Origin of the sequence: Anabaena sp. CCY 9910 (assembly GCF_963920875.1) — a bacterium.
Taxonomy (GTDB): domain Bacteria; phylum Cyanobacteriota; class Cyanobacteriia; order Cyanobacteriales; family Nostocaceae; genus Trichormus; species Trichormus variabilis.
On sequence record NZ_CAWUDJ010000003.1, the window covers coordinates 198,941 to 215,755 of the forward strand.

At 40.4% G+C, this 16,815-nt stretch carries 17 protein-coding genes; 9 read left to right on the plus strand and 8 right to left on the minus strand.

From position 1 onward, the window contains the following. Window positions 1-142: 142 nt before the first annotated feature. On the minus strand, window positions 143-664 hold the full coding sequence (locus ACM5QX_RS04590; RefSeq protein WP_414752568.1) for a Ycf51 family protein: 522 nt from the start codon (window positions 662-664) through the stop codon (window positions 143-145). A gap of 196 nt (window positions 665-860) precedes the next feature. Between ACM5QX_RS04590 and ACM5QX_RS04595 the strand changes: the two genes are divergently transcribed. Then, the gene (locus ACM5QX_RS04595; RefSeq protein WP_414752569.1) at window positions 861-1,763 is read left to right on the plus strand and encodes an alpha/beta fold hydrolase; all 903 of its coding nucleotides are present in this window, start codon (window positions 861-863) and stop codon (window positions 1,761-1,763) included. A gap of 170 nt (window positions 1,764-1,933) precedes the next feature. Next, window positions 1,934-2,950 (plus strand): serine/threonine protein kinase, encoded by a 1,017-nt coding sequence (locus ACM5QX_RS04600; RefSeq protein WP_414752570.1) that lies wholly within the window; start codon window positions 1,934-1,936, stop codon window positions 2,948-2,950. Window positions 2,951-3,004: 54 nt separating this feature from the next. On the opposite strand, the gene ACM5QX_RS04605 is transcribed toward ACM5QX_RS04600, so the two are convergent. Together ACM5QX_RS04605 and ACM5QX_RS04610 are read right to left on the minus strand one after the other, a co-directional pair. After that, entirely contained in the window at window positions 3,005-3,433 is a 429-nt protein-coding gene (locus ACM5QX_RS04605) for a hypothetical protein (protein WP_011316909.1), read from the minus strand. Window positions 3,434-3,785: 352 nt separating this feature from the next. Then, entirely contained in the window at window positions 3,786-4,325 is a 540-nt protein-coding gene (locus ACM5QX_RS04610) for a PadR family transcriptional regulator (protein ID WP_414752571.1), read from the minus strand. Between the two features lie 333 nt (window positions 4,326-4,658). On the opposite strand from ACM5QX_RS04610, the gene ACM5QX_RS04615 reads away from it, so the two are divergent. Further along, a complete protein-coding gene (locus ACM5QX_RS04615) occupies window positions 4,659-5,069 on the plus strand; it encodes a hypothetical protein (protein WP_224311609.1) in 411 nt (136 codons plus the stop codon). 355 nt (window positions 5,070-5,424) lie between these two features. Here the strand turns inward: ACM5QX_RS04615 and ACM5QX_RS04620 are convergent, their stop codons facing one another. The 3 genes from ACM5QX_RS04620 to ACM5QX_RS04630 all read right to left on the minus strand — a co-directional run bounded on the left by ACM5QX_RS04620 (window position 5,425) and on the right by ACM5QX_RS04630 (window position 6,823). Next, window positions 5,425-5,718: a DUF6679 family protein gene (locus ACM5QX_RS04620; protein WP_414752572.1), complete on the minus strand. Its 294-nt coding sequence runs from the start codon at window positions 5,716-5,718 to the stop codon at window positions 5,425-5,427. Between the two features lie 213 nt (window positions 5,719-5,931). Then, window positions 5,932-6,363: an NUDIX hydrolase gene (locus ACM5QX_RS04625; protein ID WP_414752573.1), complete on the minus strand. Its 432-nt coding sequence runs from the start codon at window positions 6,361-6,363 to the stop codon at window positions 5,932-5,934. 7 nt (window positions 6,364-6,370) lie between these two features. After that, the gene (locus ACM5QX_RS04630) at window positions 6,371-6,823 is read right to left on the minus strand and encodes a DUF3531 family protein (RefSeq protein ID WP_011316905.1); all 453 of its coding nucleotides are present in this window, start codon (window positions 6,821-6,823) and stop codon (window positions 6,371-6,373) included. Between the two features lie 366 nt (window positions 6,824-7,189). On the opposite strand from ACM5QX_RS04630, the gene ACM5QX_RS04635 reads away from it, so the two are divergent. From ACM5QX_RS04635 to ACM5QX_RS04645, 3 genes are all read left to right on the plus strand, one after another. Then, entirely contained in the window at window positions 7,190-7,909 is a 720-nt protein-coding gene (locus ACM5QX_RS04635; RefSeq protein ID WP_414752574.1) for a class I SAM-dependent methyltransferase, read from the plus strand. A 463-nt stretch (window positions 7,910-8,372) separates the two neighbouring features. Beyond that, window positions 8,373-9,335, plus strand: a complete 963-nt coding sequence (locus ACM5QX_RS04640) for an ABC transporter permease (RefSeq protein ID WP_414752575.1) — start codon at window positions 8,373-8,375, stop codon at window positions 9,333-9,335. A 3-nt stretch (window positions 9,336-9,338) separates the two neighbouring features. Further along, window positions 9,339-10,280, plus strand: a complete 942-nt coding sequence (locus tag ACM5QX_RS04645; RefSeq protein WP_414752577.1) for an ABC transporter permease — start codon at window positions 9,339-9,341, stop codon at window positions 10,278-10,280. A 136-nt stretch (window positions 10,281-10,416) separates the two neighbouring features. Here ACM5QX_RS04645 and dnaN read toward each other — a convergent pair whose 3' ends face one another. Then, window positions 10,417-11,580 (minus strand): DNA polymerase III subunit beta, encoded by a 1,164-nt coding sequence (gene dnaN / locus ACM5QX_RS04650; RefSeq protein ID WP_011316901.1) that lies wholly within the window; start codon window positions 11,578-11,580, stop codon window positions 10,417-10,419. Between the two features lie 438 nt (window positions 11,581-12,018). Continuing rightward, complete coding sequence (dnaA, locus tag ACM5QX_RS04655) at window positions 12,019-13,401, minus strand: chromosomal replication initiator protein DnaA (RefSeq protein WP_414752578.1); 1,383 nt, start codon at window positions 13,399-13,401, stop codon at window positions 12,019-12,021. A gap of 169 nt (window positions 13,402-13,570) precedes the next feature. Here dnaA and ACM5QX_RS04660 point away from each other — a divergent pair, with 169 nt between their 5' ends. From ACM5QX_RS04660 to ACM5QX_RS04670, 3 genes are all read left to right on the plus strand, one after another. Next, entirely contained in the window at window positions 13,571-14,821 is a 1,251-nt protein-coding gene (locus ACM5QX_RS04660) for an HhoA/HhoB/HtrA family serine endopeptidase (RefSeq protein WP_414752580.1), read from the plus strand. 188 nt (window positions 14,822-15,009) lie between these two features. Next, window positions 15,010-15,549 carry a peptide deformylase gene (def, locus tag ACM5QX_RS04665; protein WP_414752581.1) on the plus strand — a complete coding sequence of 180 codons (540 nt, stop codon included), beginning with the start codon at window positions 15,010-15,012 and terminating at the stop codon, window positions 15,547-15,549. Window positions 15,550-15,640: 91 nt separating this feature from the next. Continuing rightward, entirely contained in the window at window positions 15,641-16,795 is a 1,155-nt protein-coding gene (locus tag ACM5QX_RS04670; RefSeq protein WP_414752582.1) for an HMA2 domain-containing protein, read from the plus strand. Window positions 16,796-16,815: the final 20 nt, after the last annotated feature.

Consider the following 16,815-nt stretch of genomic DNA (forward strand, 5'->3'; position numbering starts at 1 on the left):
TAATATCTTAATCTAAAAATAACAAAAATTGTATATGAAAATACAAAAAACTTATGCACTCGTTATACGTGGTGAAAAAACATAATACTTGCTGTTTGCGGGGTGTTCAGCCCGTGCTGAGTTAAACTCAGCACTTTTGATGTTAAGCTTCTGTTGGTGGTAATTGGGCAAATTTCTCTGGATATATTTCCACAGATATCTGAGTATCTTCTCGACTAGCGAGCGATCGCTTAACTTCTCCAAGGTAAATTGGTATTGTTAGCCCTGGTTCTGGGTGAATCAGAGTACGAGCGCGAATTGTCACCTTGTCATCATTCCTGCCACCAGAACGCCCAAAAGAATTGAGATTGCTGGCTACTTGTAATAAAGTTGCTTCTACTTCCGCAGGGGAAATTTTGGGAGATAGGGAGATTACTGCTTGGTTTGAGCCATTATCGTAAACTAGCGTGTACTTGACAGCCCCAGGAATCACAGTACGACTCAAAGGAACTATTGAAAGTCCAAATAAACCAGCAGTTAGCACCAACATAAAGCCAGTCGTACCCACTAGCCGAAAGCGGATGCCCCATTTGAATAAGAAGGCTAATATTGCCAAAACTGCAAATACCACAGTGGCAATACCAGACCATTGAGTATATTTCAGAAATTCAGCCGTTGTGAGCATACAGATTGGCTACTTAGGTGTTTTTAGTTGATCACGGACACACCTATTTTACTGGAGTAGTGCAATGAGTAATGAGTAATAGGTAATTGGTAATTGGTAATGAGTGGATTATCTTTTCCTTTGGGGGGGTTTTCTCCTCTGCTCTCTGCTCCCCTGCTTTAATATATAAAGCAATAGTTTAGAAATCTTAATAATAATGACTTTAAAGGCTCAACCGCCAGCAGCTACGGCGATCGCTAATTTTGATAAATTAGTATGGACTTGGCGTAATTACAAAATTCAGTACACAGTCATGGGTACTGGACAGCCATTAGTCCTAGTTCATGGTTTTGGTGCTTCCATCGGACATTGGCGCAAGAACATTCCCGTTTTGGCAAATGCTGGCTACCAAGTCTTTGCAATTGATTTGTTGGGTTTTGGTGGTTCTGACAAAGCAGCAATTGATTACAATGTTGATGTTTGGGTAGAACTGCTAAAAGACTTTTGGACAGCCCATATTCAACAACCAGCCGTATTTATCGGTAATTCCATTGGCGCACTTTTAAGCCTGATAGTATTGGCAAAACATCCAGAGATTACATCTGGTGGTGTTTTAATCAACTCAGCAGGTGGTTTGAGCCATCGCCCCCATGAACTGAACCCACCACTACGGATTGTGATGGACACATTTAATCGAGTAGTGCGATCGCCCATTACAGGCAAATTTGTCTTTAACCGTATCAGACAAAAAGCTCAAATTCGCCGCACACTCTACCAAGTTTACCGCGATCGTACAGCCGTCACTGATGAGTTAGTCGATTTACTTTACACCCCATCCTGCGACCCTGGAGCGCAGCAAGTTTTCGCCTCCATCCTCACAGCACCTCCTGGCCCCACACCAGAGGAACTATTACCCCAAATAGAACGTCCTTTACTAGTGATTTGGGGCGCTGACGACCCGTGGACACCAATTACAGGGGCGAAGATTTACGAGCAAGCCCAGGAGAGTGGTCAAGACATAACAATTATTCCCATTCCTGGTGCTGGTCATTGTCCCCACGATGAAGTCCCCAATGTAGTCAATGCCCAGATTATTGATTGGTTGGCGCAAAGGAAATAAAAACTCTTACACAGCAGGGGAGTAAGGAGAAAATAAGAATTAATTATTCATATCCTCTTTTTAACGCCCCACTCCATAGCGAGATTAAGGCAGAATGGCAGGTAACAATCTGGGTGAGTATTTATAATTCTTTGATTGCACCTTGACAAAATCAAACTCAGGTGGTGTGTATGGAGCTTGATGTGTTTAATAAAGGAGCAATTCCCTTAATTAATCATCCAGATTGTTCTGCTTTAGGTTATCAAGTTATTCGAGAACTGGGACGGAACCGAGAAGAAGGTCGCATCACTTATTTAGCTCATCATCATCAGTCTAAGCAACAGGTAGTAATTAAAGAATTCAGTTTTGCTCATACTTATACTGACTGGTTTGGTTTTACAGCTTATGAAAGTGAAGCGCAAATCTTACAAAAACTAAATCATCCCCGCATACCCCGCTATCTGGATTCTTTTGCAACGCAGACAGCTTTCTATTTAGTACAGGAATATAAACACGCTCTACCCTTAAGCTCAAAACGCAGTTTCCAAGCAGAAGAAATTAAACAAATAGCTGTGTCAATTTTAGAAATTTTGGTGTATTTACAGCAACGAATTGACCCAATTATTCATCGAGATATCAAACCAGAAAATATTTTAGTTGATGACCAACTGAATGCTTACTTAGTAGATTTTGGTTTAGCTAGGGTACAGGATACAAAAATAGCTCTCACCAGCTTACTAACAGGAACACCAGGCTTTATACCACCAGAGGAACAATCAGGCTATTCTTTATCATTGGCTTCAGACTTATACAGTGTAGGGGCGACACTAGCTTGTTTACTTGCTAATATCCGTTCTGTAGATATTGGTAAGTTAATTAACAGTAAGGGTTATTTTGATTTTCAAAAACTAGATTCTCCCATCGATTTACGCTTCCGCTCCTGGTTAATGGGCATGGTGGAACCCAAGTGGCAATATCGCTATACTAATGCTGCGGATGCTTTGGCAGCACTCCAGCCTATTCAAGTTACTGGTAATGCCACAGCTATGGAAATATTAGCCACAGTCATCAAGTTGAAATATCAAACTACAGTTTTGTGTTTAGCAATAATTGGGGTGCTAGCAGTCGCCGGGGCTACTTTGATACTGTCTCAACAAGGCGGAACTGCTCAACAGTTACAAGAGGCGAGGAAATCAGAAGTTTTGTAATTATAGACACGATTAATCGCGTCTCTGCACAATTGTCTTATTCTCCCCTAGCCTCTAATATCTACCACTGGGCAGAAGTAAAATATCTACAATTTCCCCGACAGTCAAACCCCAACCCGCCAAAACAGTTAAAATCCAAAACGAATCTATTTTTTTGAAGCCGGCAAAACGCAGTTCTAAATCAGCTAAAAGAGTGGTTGCTATAGGAATAAGAAATAAACTCAATAACATTGACCAAGTTGCAACTAAAGCAATAGATGCACTTAAGACTATAACTACTACTAAAGTTCGAGAACCAAAGGAAACTATGCTTTCTAACCAAGAAATACTCTTGCGGACTACAGCTATAGCAATAGTAGCGATAAAAGCTCCGACTAACCAAACAATGTGATGCGCGGCAAGATACCACCCCAAGAGGGCATAAGCTAACCAAAGTAGTACTAGTGGCATCACAGGAATTTTTTGAAAATATCCTATATTCATAGTTCCTATGCTTATGAAGAATGCTGAGTTGAAAGCGCTAAATTAAAAGACTACTCATCTTTGTGTGGGGGATGCTACGCGAACACAGAGAATACCAATAAGGGTATCGTCAAGGTTGGGGTAGTTACATAAGTACGAAGGTACCAAGTAATTCTTACTCTGTTCAGAAATCTGTAATTTGGACTGAGTATGGTAAAAATAATGTTAGTCTTTTATCATATATTAATAGAACTAAATTGATATATTACTAACTCAAATGAGTATTTTGTTAAAAAACATATTATAACTTTAGATAAATTCAAAATAGTAGTTTTAATTTAATAAAAAATAATAGTTATTTAGAAAGAATATATTAATTTTCAACTTCTAGCATTTTGATGGCTGACTTTAACCAGTCAATATAAGTTTCCTCACGACGCACGATTAATTCCACCATTAGCCTATGGATTAATTGCTCACGAATCCCCAATTCGTCTTCAACAGGTGGAAAATTGATGGCTTCACAACTACTGATTTTTTCATCGTGAGCTGCTAGCTGCTGTTGTAGTAGACTAGCGATCGCCTCATTCGATAACTGAGCTGCAAAAAATAATTGTACAAGTAAAGGTTCTCTGACTATAGGCAAGGGCTGGGGGGATTGCAACCACCTTACAAACTCGGTTTTGCCCATTTCTGTGAGACTATAGACTTTACGGTTGGGGCGATCGTGCTGAATCTCAACATGGCAATTAATCCAACCCTGCTCAAACAGCTTATCGAGCGTCTTATAAATCTGCCCTTGATCGGCTGGCCATAAGTGAGCAATACATTGATCGAAACAATTTGTCTTGAGGTCGTAACCTGTCATATCTTCTTTTTGTAGGAAACCGAGGATTATATAAGCCAAGGACATAGACGGTTTTCCGAAAATAAAGTAGTAAATACTGTCTTTGATAGCTCCTATATTGATTATGCTAATATATGAATATTCATATATAAAAAACAAATGCCAAAACGAAAGCATTCTCAACAATAATATTTACTTTGTTGATTGCAGACAAAGAGTTTGCGCTATATTTTCGGAAATTACAGACCACAAATCCATCATACACAAAGCATAATTGAATGGATGACTAATTTCCTGATATGGCATTTAACAAAGTAGTTTGATGAGAAGCGTTTGTGATGCCAGCCTGAACAGAAATTTCAGCTATTAAAGAATATCGTAATGGGAGGATCGATTCCATTGACTTCTAACACGCTTTTACAACGTATAAATCAACATCAGCACCTCAAGAATTTACGAAACAAATTACTCAAGCTACATAAGGTTTTGCTAGATAAAGAACGCATTACCTATGAACAAGTGAGTGGCAGAATATCAAGTGGAGAATTTTTGCAACTTGTAATTAGCCATGAGCAGTTTGCTTGGTTACATAGTATTTCCGAGGTGATTGTTCAAATTGATGAAATCCTCACAGCAGATGAACCCATATCGCCAGATAACGTCAAAAACTTGATTGTCGATATCCGTACTTTACTCTCGCCATCAGAAGAGGGAAATACATTTGCTAGAAAATACTACACTGCACTGCAAGGTGAACCCAGTGTGGTTCTAGCACACGCAGAAGTTTCACAACTGCTTGCATTTGCTTGAGGACATATAAGCAGTCACTAGACATTTGATGATAGGTAGGGTTCATACTTGATTTTTGAGATACAAGTAAGCATTGTCTTAGAAAACCATCATCAGGAAAGCGGTGGCTGTTCTCCACGTTAGATTGAAGAACCTGAAAGAATTCAAAAATAAAAAAGCACTGTGAGATATTTCACGGTGCTTTTCTCTATCTACAGGAAGAATACATCAGAGTACTCTGCTGTGTAGGATATTCACAACTAAACATTCAAAGCGTCTCAGCTAAAGCAATAGTCATATAAGTGAGGAAAATTTCAATTGTTCAGAGCAATAAAGCAAGTGGTCTGATATTTATGACTCAATGCTTCGCCATAACTCAAGAATTTTCATGTTCCTGATGATTATGAGTATGTCTTTCGGTTTCTAGAAGTCGTGACATAAACACATCCGGTTTTCTACTCACAACTGAGACAACTTTATCAATGGCAACTACTTCGCTGACTTTGACAATCATTTCCCACAAAGTATCTTCCTCCGTGTCTTTGTTGTGAGTTCTATGTTTAAAGCACAACAAATCATCCCAAATCCCAATAATGGTTGCGTAATACCATTTATCTCGTATCAGTATCCAGATTTCTTTCTCTAGGTAAGTTTGTAGAATAGATTTCACAATTAGTGCAGTAGTAGTAAAACGATGTGCTAAATACTATGTGGGTATGAAACACTAGCACAATCGTAAAAATGCGTAACTTGCCGGATACTTTACTAACAGTAATACGGAAGAACCGCTATTTATAATTTTGCGTAATCTTTACAATGTACTTAGGATTGAATTTGTGACTCTATTTCTCTTTTGAATACTGTTACTTAGGAAATGAAAGTTTTATAAATAATTAAAAAATTCCTCTGGTACTAATATCAGTTCACCAGATTTGAAGCGGTCAATATCTATCCATATTGCTCTATGTTTATGATGCTCAGATTCATAAAATACTAAGCTCTCCAACTGATAAAACTTGGGATCAGTGAAATCACATTGATAAAGCTGAATAATTTCATGTCCCCTTCTAGCATTAAATGTAAATAGGTTTTCTATGCAACCTAGATAGCGAATATTTGTTAATTCTGCCTGAATTTCTTCTTGAAATTCCCTTTTCAAAGCTGCTAGACTGGTTTCGCCAAAGTCCACACCACCACCTAAAGCACGATAAAAAGTTGATTGCTTGACGGGGTCGTAGCCTTCGGAGACAAAAATGCGGTTACCGTTTTGAACCAATCCTAAGACTATTACCCGAATTTCGCCGTGTTTAGTCATTTTTAGATTAATTATCGTAAATAGAGTGAGGGCGACTGTCACTATCTTCGACCGGCCAATTTTCATTCTCGCCGCCGATGTAAAATTCTTCAATAGTGACGTATTCTTCACTTAGTTGAGTGAGAGCATTGATTAAAATATCAATGGCGATCGCATCACTAGTTCCCAAATCAAACCAACATCGCGCCCATTGTCCTTCATACTCCAACTCACCCATATTGTGCATCAGCGCCAATAGGCTTTTGTCATAACCCTGCGAATCATAATTCAGGTAACTTAAATCAACCCCAGTTTCTTGTACCTGGAGATTTTCGGCATTAAATGCACCCAATTTCCCTAGATAAAACCAGGAATTAAAAACTTCTTCTACATACTGCTTTTCTCTTTGAGAAGGGATGGTACTAAATTTTAGCCACATCCACACATCAAATTGATCAAATTCACGAAACTGAATGTGCATTTTTCTGTAAATTGAACTCACATCAAATAAGCATATCAGGGGATTGGGGATTGGGGATTGGGGATTGGGGACTGGGGACTGGGAATAAACAATCTCTATGTATGCTAACTAAATACACAATTTTTAAGTTCGTAGCAACACCTCTTAAGAAAACTCAGCGTACCTCCCTTTGGGTTCACCAGTCGCCTGCGGTTCGCGTAAGCGTCTCGTAAGAGAGGGAAACCCTCCCGCAGCGCTGGTTCACCGCGCTTAACCTTGCGTACCTCTGCGTTTAAAAACACTATGCTTTTAAACAAAGCTGTACTACTCAACAAGATAAACTAAAATCATCTTTTTTCTGCATCTTCCCTTAACCCAACAATCAATATGTCACAGTTATTCCCTGGAGAAGTCTTTGCTAATACTGCTGATTTTGACACCGGGATTCGCCAGTTATTACCTCGCTATAACGAGATGCTGGAAGTGATTAGTCGTTGTCTACCTTTGACAAGTCGTCGCATTTTAGACTTAGGTTGCGGTACAGGCGAACTTAGTCTCAAAATACTCCAACGCTGTCTCGATGCTCAAGTCATTGCTTTAGATTATTCACCCCGAATGCTGGAATTTGCCCAAAATAAAATCGTCGCATCTGGGTATAAAGAACGTTGGACAGGTTTACAAGCTGACTTTGGCGACTGGGCTATCAATCCTGAGACATTGAATATTGGTAATGAATTTGATGCTTGTGTATCATCTCTAGCAATTCACCATCTCTATGACGACATGAAGTTACGGCTATTTCAGCGCATCGCTGCTAGCCTTACACCAAACGGTTGTTTCTGGAACGCAGATCCCACCTTACCAGAATCACCCACCCTTGCAGAAATTTACCAAGCAGCGAGAGAAGAATGGGTAAGTGAACAGGGAAGCAATTTTACAGAAGTCCGCGCTAAGGTTGGTGATAGCAGCCCCCAAGGATACTCCAATCCAGACCAACTCGCTACTTTAGATACCCATTTGCAAATGCTGACAAAATCTGGGTTTAAGACGGTAGCAGTACCTTGGAAATATTATGGTTTAGCCGTTTTTGGCGGTTGGGTACAGTAAAATTAATGCGGAGTCATCAGTTAATAGGACTTACGCATCTGTCATATTTTTCCTGTAGGGTGTGTGACGCAGCGAGAAGACTTGAACGTAGTTATGAGACTTATAGCGTCACGCACCAACGACCAATTGTGACACTTGCGTAAATCCTGGTTAAAAATCAAGTAACGAAACGCCATAACTGGTTTGATATCATTTCTTGATGAAGATGCACTTTATTCTGTACTGTAGAGACGTTGCATGCAACGTCTCTACATCATTTATTTGGCGCAACTTCATAGAGAATTGGTACAACGTAGGCTTACTTATACCGTAAACCCCTTAACTATCACGAGCGCACTTAATTTGTATAAATGATAAAGCTAAATTTTTTGTATCCTTGATGCTATCTACTCAGCAAATTACCTATTAAACTTGTTTGGATATAGTTATTGAGTTAACGGGTAAGACAGATTTTGCATCAAAAATGAATAAATATTTAATCAATCGTCTACTAGTTGCTATCCCCACACTAATTGCTATTAGTCTGGTTATATTTACTATTTTGGCATTAGCTCCCGGTGATCCAATGGGTGAATTTGCCCTGAATCCTTCCATCACAGCAGAGGTGCGGGAAAATATCAAAAGGTCTTTAGGATTAGACCAACCAATTCATATTCGTTACTTCAAGTGGGTGATAGCTTTTGTGCGTGGGGATATGGGCTATTCTTTCACTAGTCGCAGTCCTGTAATTGATTTAATTCTGCAACGTCTACCGACAACATTATGGGTAGTTGGTGCTGCTTATTTACTAGGTGCAATTCTCGCTATTCCTTTAGGCGTGATTTCTGCCCTTAAGCGCCATACAGTTATTGATCATGTTTTAACTACTTTAGTATTTTTCGGCTTTTCTCTGCCGACTTTCTTCACAGGTTTACTATTTATTATTATCTTTAGTATTCAATTGAAATGGTTGCCTTTTATTTATAACAGTACATTACAAGTAAAAGATTGGCAGAGTTTTATCGCCCAAATCCAACAATCTATTATGCCAATTTCTGTATTAGCACTTTGGCAAACAGCTATGCTAATGCGCTTTGTCCGTTCAGAAATTTTGGAAAATATCCACCAAGATTATGTTCGGACTGCTTATGCAAAAGGATTATCCAAATTTGTAGTGATTCGACGGCATATTTTACGAAATGCCTTAATTCCTGTAGTCACATTAATAGCATTGGATATTCCTAGCGTGTTTACAGGTGCTTTGGTCACAGAAAAAGTTTTTCGCGTTCCTGGTATTGGTGCTTTATTAATTGACTCTATTTATAAAAATGACACGCCAGTGGTGATGGCAATCACCTTTATATATGCAATTTTAATTGTGATATTTAATCTGGTTGCTGATATTCTCTATGGTTTCTTAGATCCTCGCGTTAAATATACAAAATAATTTATGTTAAAACGTTGGTTAAATCGTACTTTCACAATACCTGAAATATCAATTACAAGTACTACTGCTGGACAAGAAAGCCTCACTCAAGAAGCATGGCGAAAGTTTCGCGGTAATCGTCAGGCTATGTTGGGTGCTGTAGTATTACTGATTATTGTTTTGAGTGTTGTGTTTGGGCCTTTGATTTACTCTGTCCCTATCAATAAAATTGATTTTGCTAAGTCCACCCTACCACCAAGTTGGGAACATCCATTTGGGACTAATGATTTGGGTCAAGATATATTAGCCAGGATTTTGTATGGTGGCAGAATATCCATTGCTGTGGGAGTGTTTTCGATGGTGGTGGCGATAACGTTGGGGATACTCATCGGCGCACTTTCAGGATTTTATGGCGGTTGGTTAGATGTGGTATTGATGCGGTTGACTGATTTGTGTCTGGCTTTACCGCGCCTACCATTATTGTTATTGGTGATATTTTTGTTTCGAGATGCAATTAAGGCGATCGCTGGTGCAGAACTAGGTATATTTGTCTTAGTCGTGCTAGTTATCGGCGGACTCAACTGGATGTCTGTGGCTAGGTTAGTTAGGGCTGGGTTTTTAAGTGTGCGCGAACAAGAATTTGTCACAGCAGCCCGCGCCCTCGGTGCTTCCCCCAGACGGTTAATCTGGATTCATATTTTGCCCAATGTCATCAGTCCGGTATTGGTAGCAGCCACTCTCTCTGTGAGTACCGCCATCGTCACGGAATCTACACTCAGCTTTTTTGGTTTGGGCTTTCCCCCTGATGTCCCCACTTGGGGGCGAATGCTTTACGATGCACAAAACTTTTTGGAGTTTGCACCGTATATGGTGGTTTTTCCAGGGACGGCAATATTTCTGACTGTGTTAAGTATTAACTACATAGGTGATGGTTTACGGGATGCCCTTGATCCTCGATTATCTTAATTAGCTGGGGGATTAGGGATTGGGGATTGGGGATTAGGGATTAGGGATTAGGGATTGGAGACAAATTAAATTCTCTTTCGTTACCCATCACCCATTACCCATTACCCATTACCCAGTCCCCAATCCCCACAATTAGTTAATTCCTTAATTGCACCGGCATAGCCAAATAAGTCATCTTCAAACCACCCAGGGGAGTGAAAATTACTGGTGTGAGATTTTGGTTGATGTGCATTTGAATTTCTGGAGATGGTAGGGCTTTTAATCCTTCCATTAAGTACTTGACGTTAAAAGCAATTTCTATATCTTCTCCGGCAATTTCCGCATTCATCGACTCTCTACCACTACCCATTTCTTGAGCTTCACAAGATAAGGTAAGTTCTTGAGCAGTACTATCAATAGTTAGCTTGACGATATTATTTTTCTGGTCTGCTAGTACAGCAATTCTTTCTAATGTGCTTAAAAATTGTCGGCGTTCAATGGTTACTTGTCGCTCAAATTGGCGGGGAATGAGTTGGCGATAAGCTGGGTATTGACCTTCTAATGTGCGACTAGTTAGACGTTGGTTTTGCCATGCAAATATGACTTGACCTTGGTCTAAATATAACGCTATGGGTTCCTCAGAGGCAGCATTATGAGCCAACATCCTTTCTAGTTCCCGTAAGGCTCTAGCTGGTACTGTTACCTCTAATTGCTGGTCATTATCTTCTAAAGGACGCTCGTTAGTGGTTTCGACTACGGCTAGGCGATGTCCATCAGTAGCAGCAAATTCCAAGGTGTCTTGTTTAACTGTCAGATGCACTCCTGTGAGGACTTGCTTTGTTTCGTCGCCACTGGTAGCAAATAATGAACCCCGCAATCCTTCAATTAAGGAAGTAGCTGTGAGATAAATAGCTGTGGTGTTTTCAATTAAGGGTAATTCGGGAAACTCTTCTGCTCCCATTGCTCGTAATTGATACTTTCCGGTTTTTGGGGTTAGGCTAACTATTAAACCTTCTCCGGTTGCTGTACCGTCGGTGGCTGATTCATCATCTAGGGTAATTTCTCCCTCTGGCAGACGTGAGGTGATATCTACCAATAATTTAGCAGGAAGTGCGATCGCTCCACTTTGCCATACATCAGCATTAAAGCTAGTACGGATACCCAAACTGAGATCAAAGGCTGTTAAGCTTACTTGATTAGTTTCAGCATCAGCTTGTAATAGCACGTTAGCAAGTACTGGATGAGTTGGTCGTGATGGTACAGCACGATTGACTAAGGAAAGGTTGGTACTGAGGTCGCTTTGGGCGCAAACTAATTTCATGGGGAGTGGGGAATGGGGAATGGGGAATGGGTATTTACTTTTGATTAAACTCAGCCTCAAGGCGTGTTCGCGTTAGCGTCCCGAAGGAAGGATTCTTGGTTCAACGAGATAAAATCTTATCTGAATTTGTAACTTTTGAACTGTTTTTCTAGTCGGTTTCATTTTAATACAAGCATTCACAGGACAATCCTGCAATCAAATATAAAAGAGTTTTCTTTGTCTACTGTGCATTTAAATCTGTGGAAAACTTGTGGAAAAACCCTCTATCTTTTCCACAGGGTAATTATACTTAAGCTAATCTTTGCTCAAAAAGTGTCAAGTTTTCCACAAAAAACAGCTATTTTTCCACAGGCAAGATTTAAATTTAATCTATCTTTATACAATTTTTAATATTTTCAAATCATTAATTGCAGTGAGGCTGTGGAAAACGTCGAATTTTTATAATGATGGTTTTCGAGAACGGCTATTCATCTTGATGCGATCGCTCAATTGACGTAAAGTTTGAGATAAACCGCGATCGCTTTCTACTAATTGAGCAATCTTGTCACAACTATATAACACCGTTGTGTGATCTTTCCCGCCAAACTCCTCACCAATTCTAGGGAAACTTAAATCAGTATGTTGGCGCATAAGATACATCCCGATTTGGCGCGCCCAACTAATTTCCCGTCGCCTGGAGTTACTTTTCAGATCTTCAACTGAGATATCAAAATTGTCAGCAATCACCGTGAGAATTGCCTCAGGGGTAGCTTCTATTTTCTCTGTTGGTGACACTAACACTGGTGCAAGATTGGCAACGGTCATGGGTAAACCCCAAATGGAAATATAAGCCAGCGCTCTAGTTAAAGCCCCTTCCAACTCCCGAATATTAGAAGTAAAGTTAGTAGCAATATACTCAATTACATCGCGGGGTAGACGTATTTTCTCGTACTCTGATTTTTTCTGCAAAATTGCCATTCTCGTTTCTAAATCTGGTGCTTGAATATCTGCAATCAAACCCATCGAGAACCGCGAACACAGGCGCTCTTGTAGGCTAGGAATCTGATTTGGTGGACGGTCAGAGGCAATCACTACTTGTTTTCCAGCCTCATGTAATGTATTAAAAGTATGAAAAAACTCTTCTTGGGTGTATTCCTTACCCTCAATAAATTGAATATCATCTACTAACAACACATCAGCAGCTCGATAATGTTCTCGGAAACTCTGCATACTATCGTTACGAATAGCTGTAATCAGATCATTTGTAAACTGCTCTGTGGAAACGTAAAATATCTTAGAATCTGGGCAAATTTCCCAACGGTAATGCCCTATTGCCTGCATGAGATGAGTTTTTCCCAGTCCTACACCACCACATAAAAATAAAGGGTTAAACTCTCTCCCTGGAGATTCAGCCACCGCTAAAGAAGCTGCATGAGCCATCCGATTATTAGCTCCGACGACAAACCGCGAAAATACATACTTCGCATTTAATTCTGTATTCGGTTGCCTGTTTTGATTCGGAGTTTCGTAGATACTATTTGTAGTTGGTAGTTCCCACGCTCCACCCCCACCAATCTCTTCAAATTCCTCGCCTTTAGCCACTGTAATGTAAATTTCTACAGGATGTCCCAAAATACTTTGTACAACATTAGCAATAGTAGTGATGTAATACTTTTGTAACCAATTGCGTGCAAAAGGGTTAGGTGTAATTATTACTAGACAATTATTTTCTAGGCGTTCTGCATTAGCAGTTTTAATCCAAGTTTCAAAGGTGGGGCGAGATAGTTCTATCTGTAGGCGCTCTAGTACCTGACTCCATAAACTGTCAATGGAAATTTCCATCATTTACCACCTTTGCTGCTAATCGTCACAATAGAAGATATAAGCAAGCACCAACTTAGCATTCAGACGCTCTAGACCTGGAACTAGCTTTTGAGTTGTAATCATGTTGGGACAAACCCAGTAGGCAACATCCTAGCACTCACTGACCAACACGGAGAAACAAAGACACATGAAGACATATAATGGCGCACATAACAAGATTTATACTTGGAGTCTGCCCCACAAGGGTGGCAGTAGTGCGGTTTTGATGCTGCTGGGTGGGGTAACAGCTATGTTTTTAGGAAGCTGCTCCCTCCTACCCACAAGGACAGTGCAATCCCAAGCTAATCAATCTCAGCCCCAGTCGAATGACAATAGTCCAGCAATTGTCCCCCCAGCTATTTTTTCATCTACCGGCGACCCTAATTTTGTCGTCGGAGTAGTACAAAAAGTGGGAGGGGCTGTAGTGCGGATTGATTCTGCCAGAACAGTAACTTCCAGAGTTCCAGATGGATTTAATGATCCTTTTTTCCGCCGTTTTTTCGGAGATGGAGTGCAAGCACAACCAAGACAGCGAGTAGAAAGGGGTAGCGGTTCAGGTTTTATTATTAGTTCCTCTGGTCAGATTTTAACTAATGCCCATGTTGTCGATGGTGCTGATGAGGTAACAGTTACCCTCAAAGATGGGAGGACTTTTGATGGTAAGGTACTTGGTGAAGACCCAGTAACGGATGTAGCTGTTATTAAAATAAACGCTAATAATTTGCCAACTGTTGCTGTCGGTAATTCTGAAGTTTTACAACCGGGTGAAGCGGTTATTGCGATCGGTAATCCTCTAGGCTTAAATAATAGTGTTACTTCAGGAATTATCAGCGCCACAGGTCGTTCTAGTACTGATATTGGCGCAAGTGATAAGCGCGTTGACTATCTGCAAACAGACGCGGCGATTAATCCTGGTAACTCTGGCGGCCCCCTGCTCAATGCTCGCGGTCAGGTAATTGGGATGAACACAGCTATTATCCAAGGCGCTCAAGGTTTGGGATTTGCTATTCCTATTAATACTGTGCAGAAAGTTGCTCAGGAATTAATCACTCAAGGTAAGGTAGATCATCCCTATTTGGGTGTACAGATGGCAACCCTCACGCCACAAGTTAAGGAAAGAATTAACGAAAGATTGGGCGATCGCATCAATATTACAGCAGATAGAGGCGTTTTATTAGTTCGTATCGTCCCTGGTTCTCCCGCCGCCGATGCTGGCCTCAGACCAGGAGACATTATTCAAAGTATTAATAACCAATCTGTCACAACCGTTGAAGAAGTCCAAAGAATTGTGGAAAATAGCCAAATAGGTAAACCTTTACAAGTCCAAATAGAACGCAATGGTCGAACAACACAGGTAGCCGTCAGTCCAGCACCTTTACCTGTGCAACGAGAAGGGTAGGGAATGGGTAATTGGTAATTGGTAATTGGTAATGGGGTCAAAAGTCCGCAGTTAAATATAGTTCACGATTAATCAAAATTACCCAAAAAATCTGAAGTTGTTACTATTTACTTAGTATCAGGGCGTGGAGTATTACGATTACCTATTACCCATTACCCAATCCCCAGTCCCCAATCCCCAGTCCCCACATGAATCCCGAATTGCTCCCCATCATTCAATTAGGCAATCCCACATTACGCCAAAAAGCTGCTTGGGTGGAAAATATTCATGATGCAGCTATACAGCAATTAATTGATGACTTAATTGCCACGGTTGCCAAGGCTAACGGTGTGGGAATCGCATCCCCTCAAGTAGCACAGTCTTATCGTTTATTTATTGTCGCTTCCCGTCCTAACCCCAGGTATCCTCATGCTCCAGTAATGGAACCCACTGCCATGATCAACCCTAAGATAGTGGGAAGTTCAACCGAAATAGTCAAAGGTTGGGAAGGTTGTCTTAGTGTTCCGGGAATTAGAGGATTAGTTCCTCGGCATCAAGCAATTGAGGTTGAATACACGGATCGTTACGGAAATTTACAAAAACAAACCTTAACTGATTTTGTTGCTCGTATATTTCAACACGAATTTGATCATCTGGATGGTGTACTGTTTATAGACCGCGTGGAAAGTAATTTAAATATAATTACGGAGGAAGAATACCAAAAAATAGTAGCCAAAGATACAAAATAAAAATTCTTCTTAAGAATGAGAACCAACAAGTTTTTTTAATGTATACTTAACCTATTGTTAACCTAGAAAGCCGGGTGTAGCTATCGAATAAATGGCAAAAACTATTAGTAGTCGTGTAGAGTTAAGTCCGCATCTAACCATATCTTCTGACTTAACCTCTAATCAGCGTCAAACCGATGAAGTAAAAGTGAATACGAATAGCAGTAGATTGGGAGAATATCCCCAGTTGCAACTTTCTGCTACTGGTATGCAGGTTGTACACGCAACGAATGGACGCATACGCATCAAGGCGACTGATGGTAGTTTTAGCGCCAACGTCAAGACAATAACCCAACACTTAAAACAGTATAAAAGTGTCAGAGAAGTTGCTAGCAATGAGCAAACTCTCAGTATGGTAGTCATCTTTGATGAAAATCAACTGTCACTACCGCAGATGTTGGGTATTTTGCAACAACTTAATATTCAAACTTCACAAAATTCACCTTTATCAGACCCCTTTGCTCCTTGGAAATCTGTAGATTTTTGGAAAGAGCAAACTGTTTCATTTATCCCCTTAATGACAGGTTTGGCGGTGACGGGAGGGTTAGGAGTTAGTGGTTTAGCGGCGATTCCTCTCTATATGATTACGGCAGATGCAACTCGGCTAGTAATTGACTATCTAGAACCGCAAATTACGGGTTCAGATGCAGTCAAAGAGTCGGCAAAAGCTGTGATAGTAACTGAAGAAAGTAAGCCAGAGAGCGCAGGAAATAGAATTACTAAGACAACAATTAAGTCTGCGAAAGTAACTTATAGTATTGTCCATGAAATTCCTGGTAGGATTAGGTTTCATATACCTCAAATAGCTAGCGATCGCGCCTATGCAAAGCGTCTGGAAAGGCTATTAAAAGTTGATCCTTTGGTTAACAATGTGCGGATAAATGGTGATGCAGCATCTTTGGCGATCGCTTATCAAAGTGGTAAGGTAGCTACATCTCATTGGGTGAGTCTGATGGAATTAGCCATGCAGACAACCCCCCCTACACAACCCATAACAACAATCAATCAGTCAGCAGATATAGCCGTAGAAAAATTGAGTCCAACTTCACCAACGTTGGCAGCAGCAGTTAGTCAGCCAACTCAGCCAACAGAAACAGAATTTTCCCCCAGCGCCGACCAAACCCTAAATATTTCTAATTTCTGGGTTGATATGAAGCCTGCCGCATTATCCTATTCTTTAAACTTTATAGCTAACTTGCCGTTGTAGAACGTTCCCAAGTCAGGAAC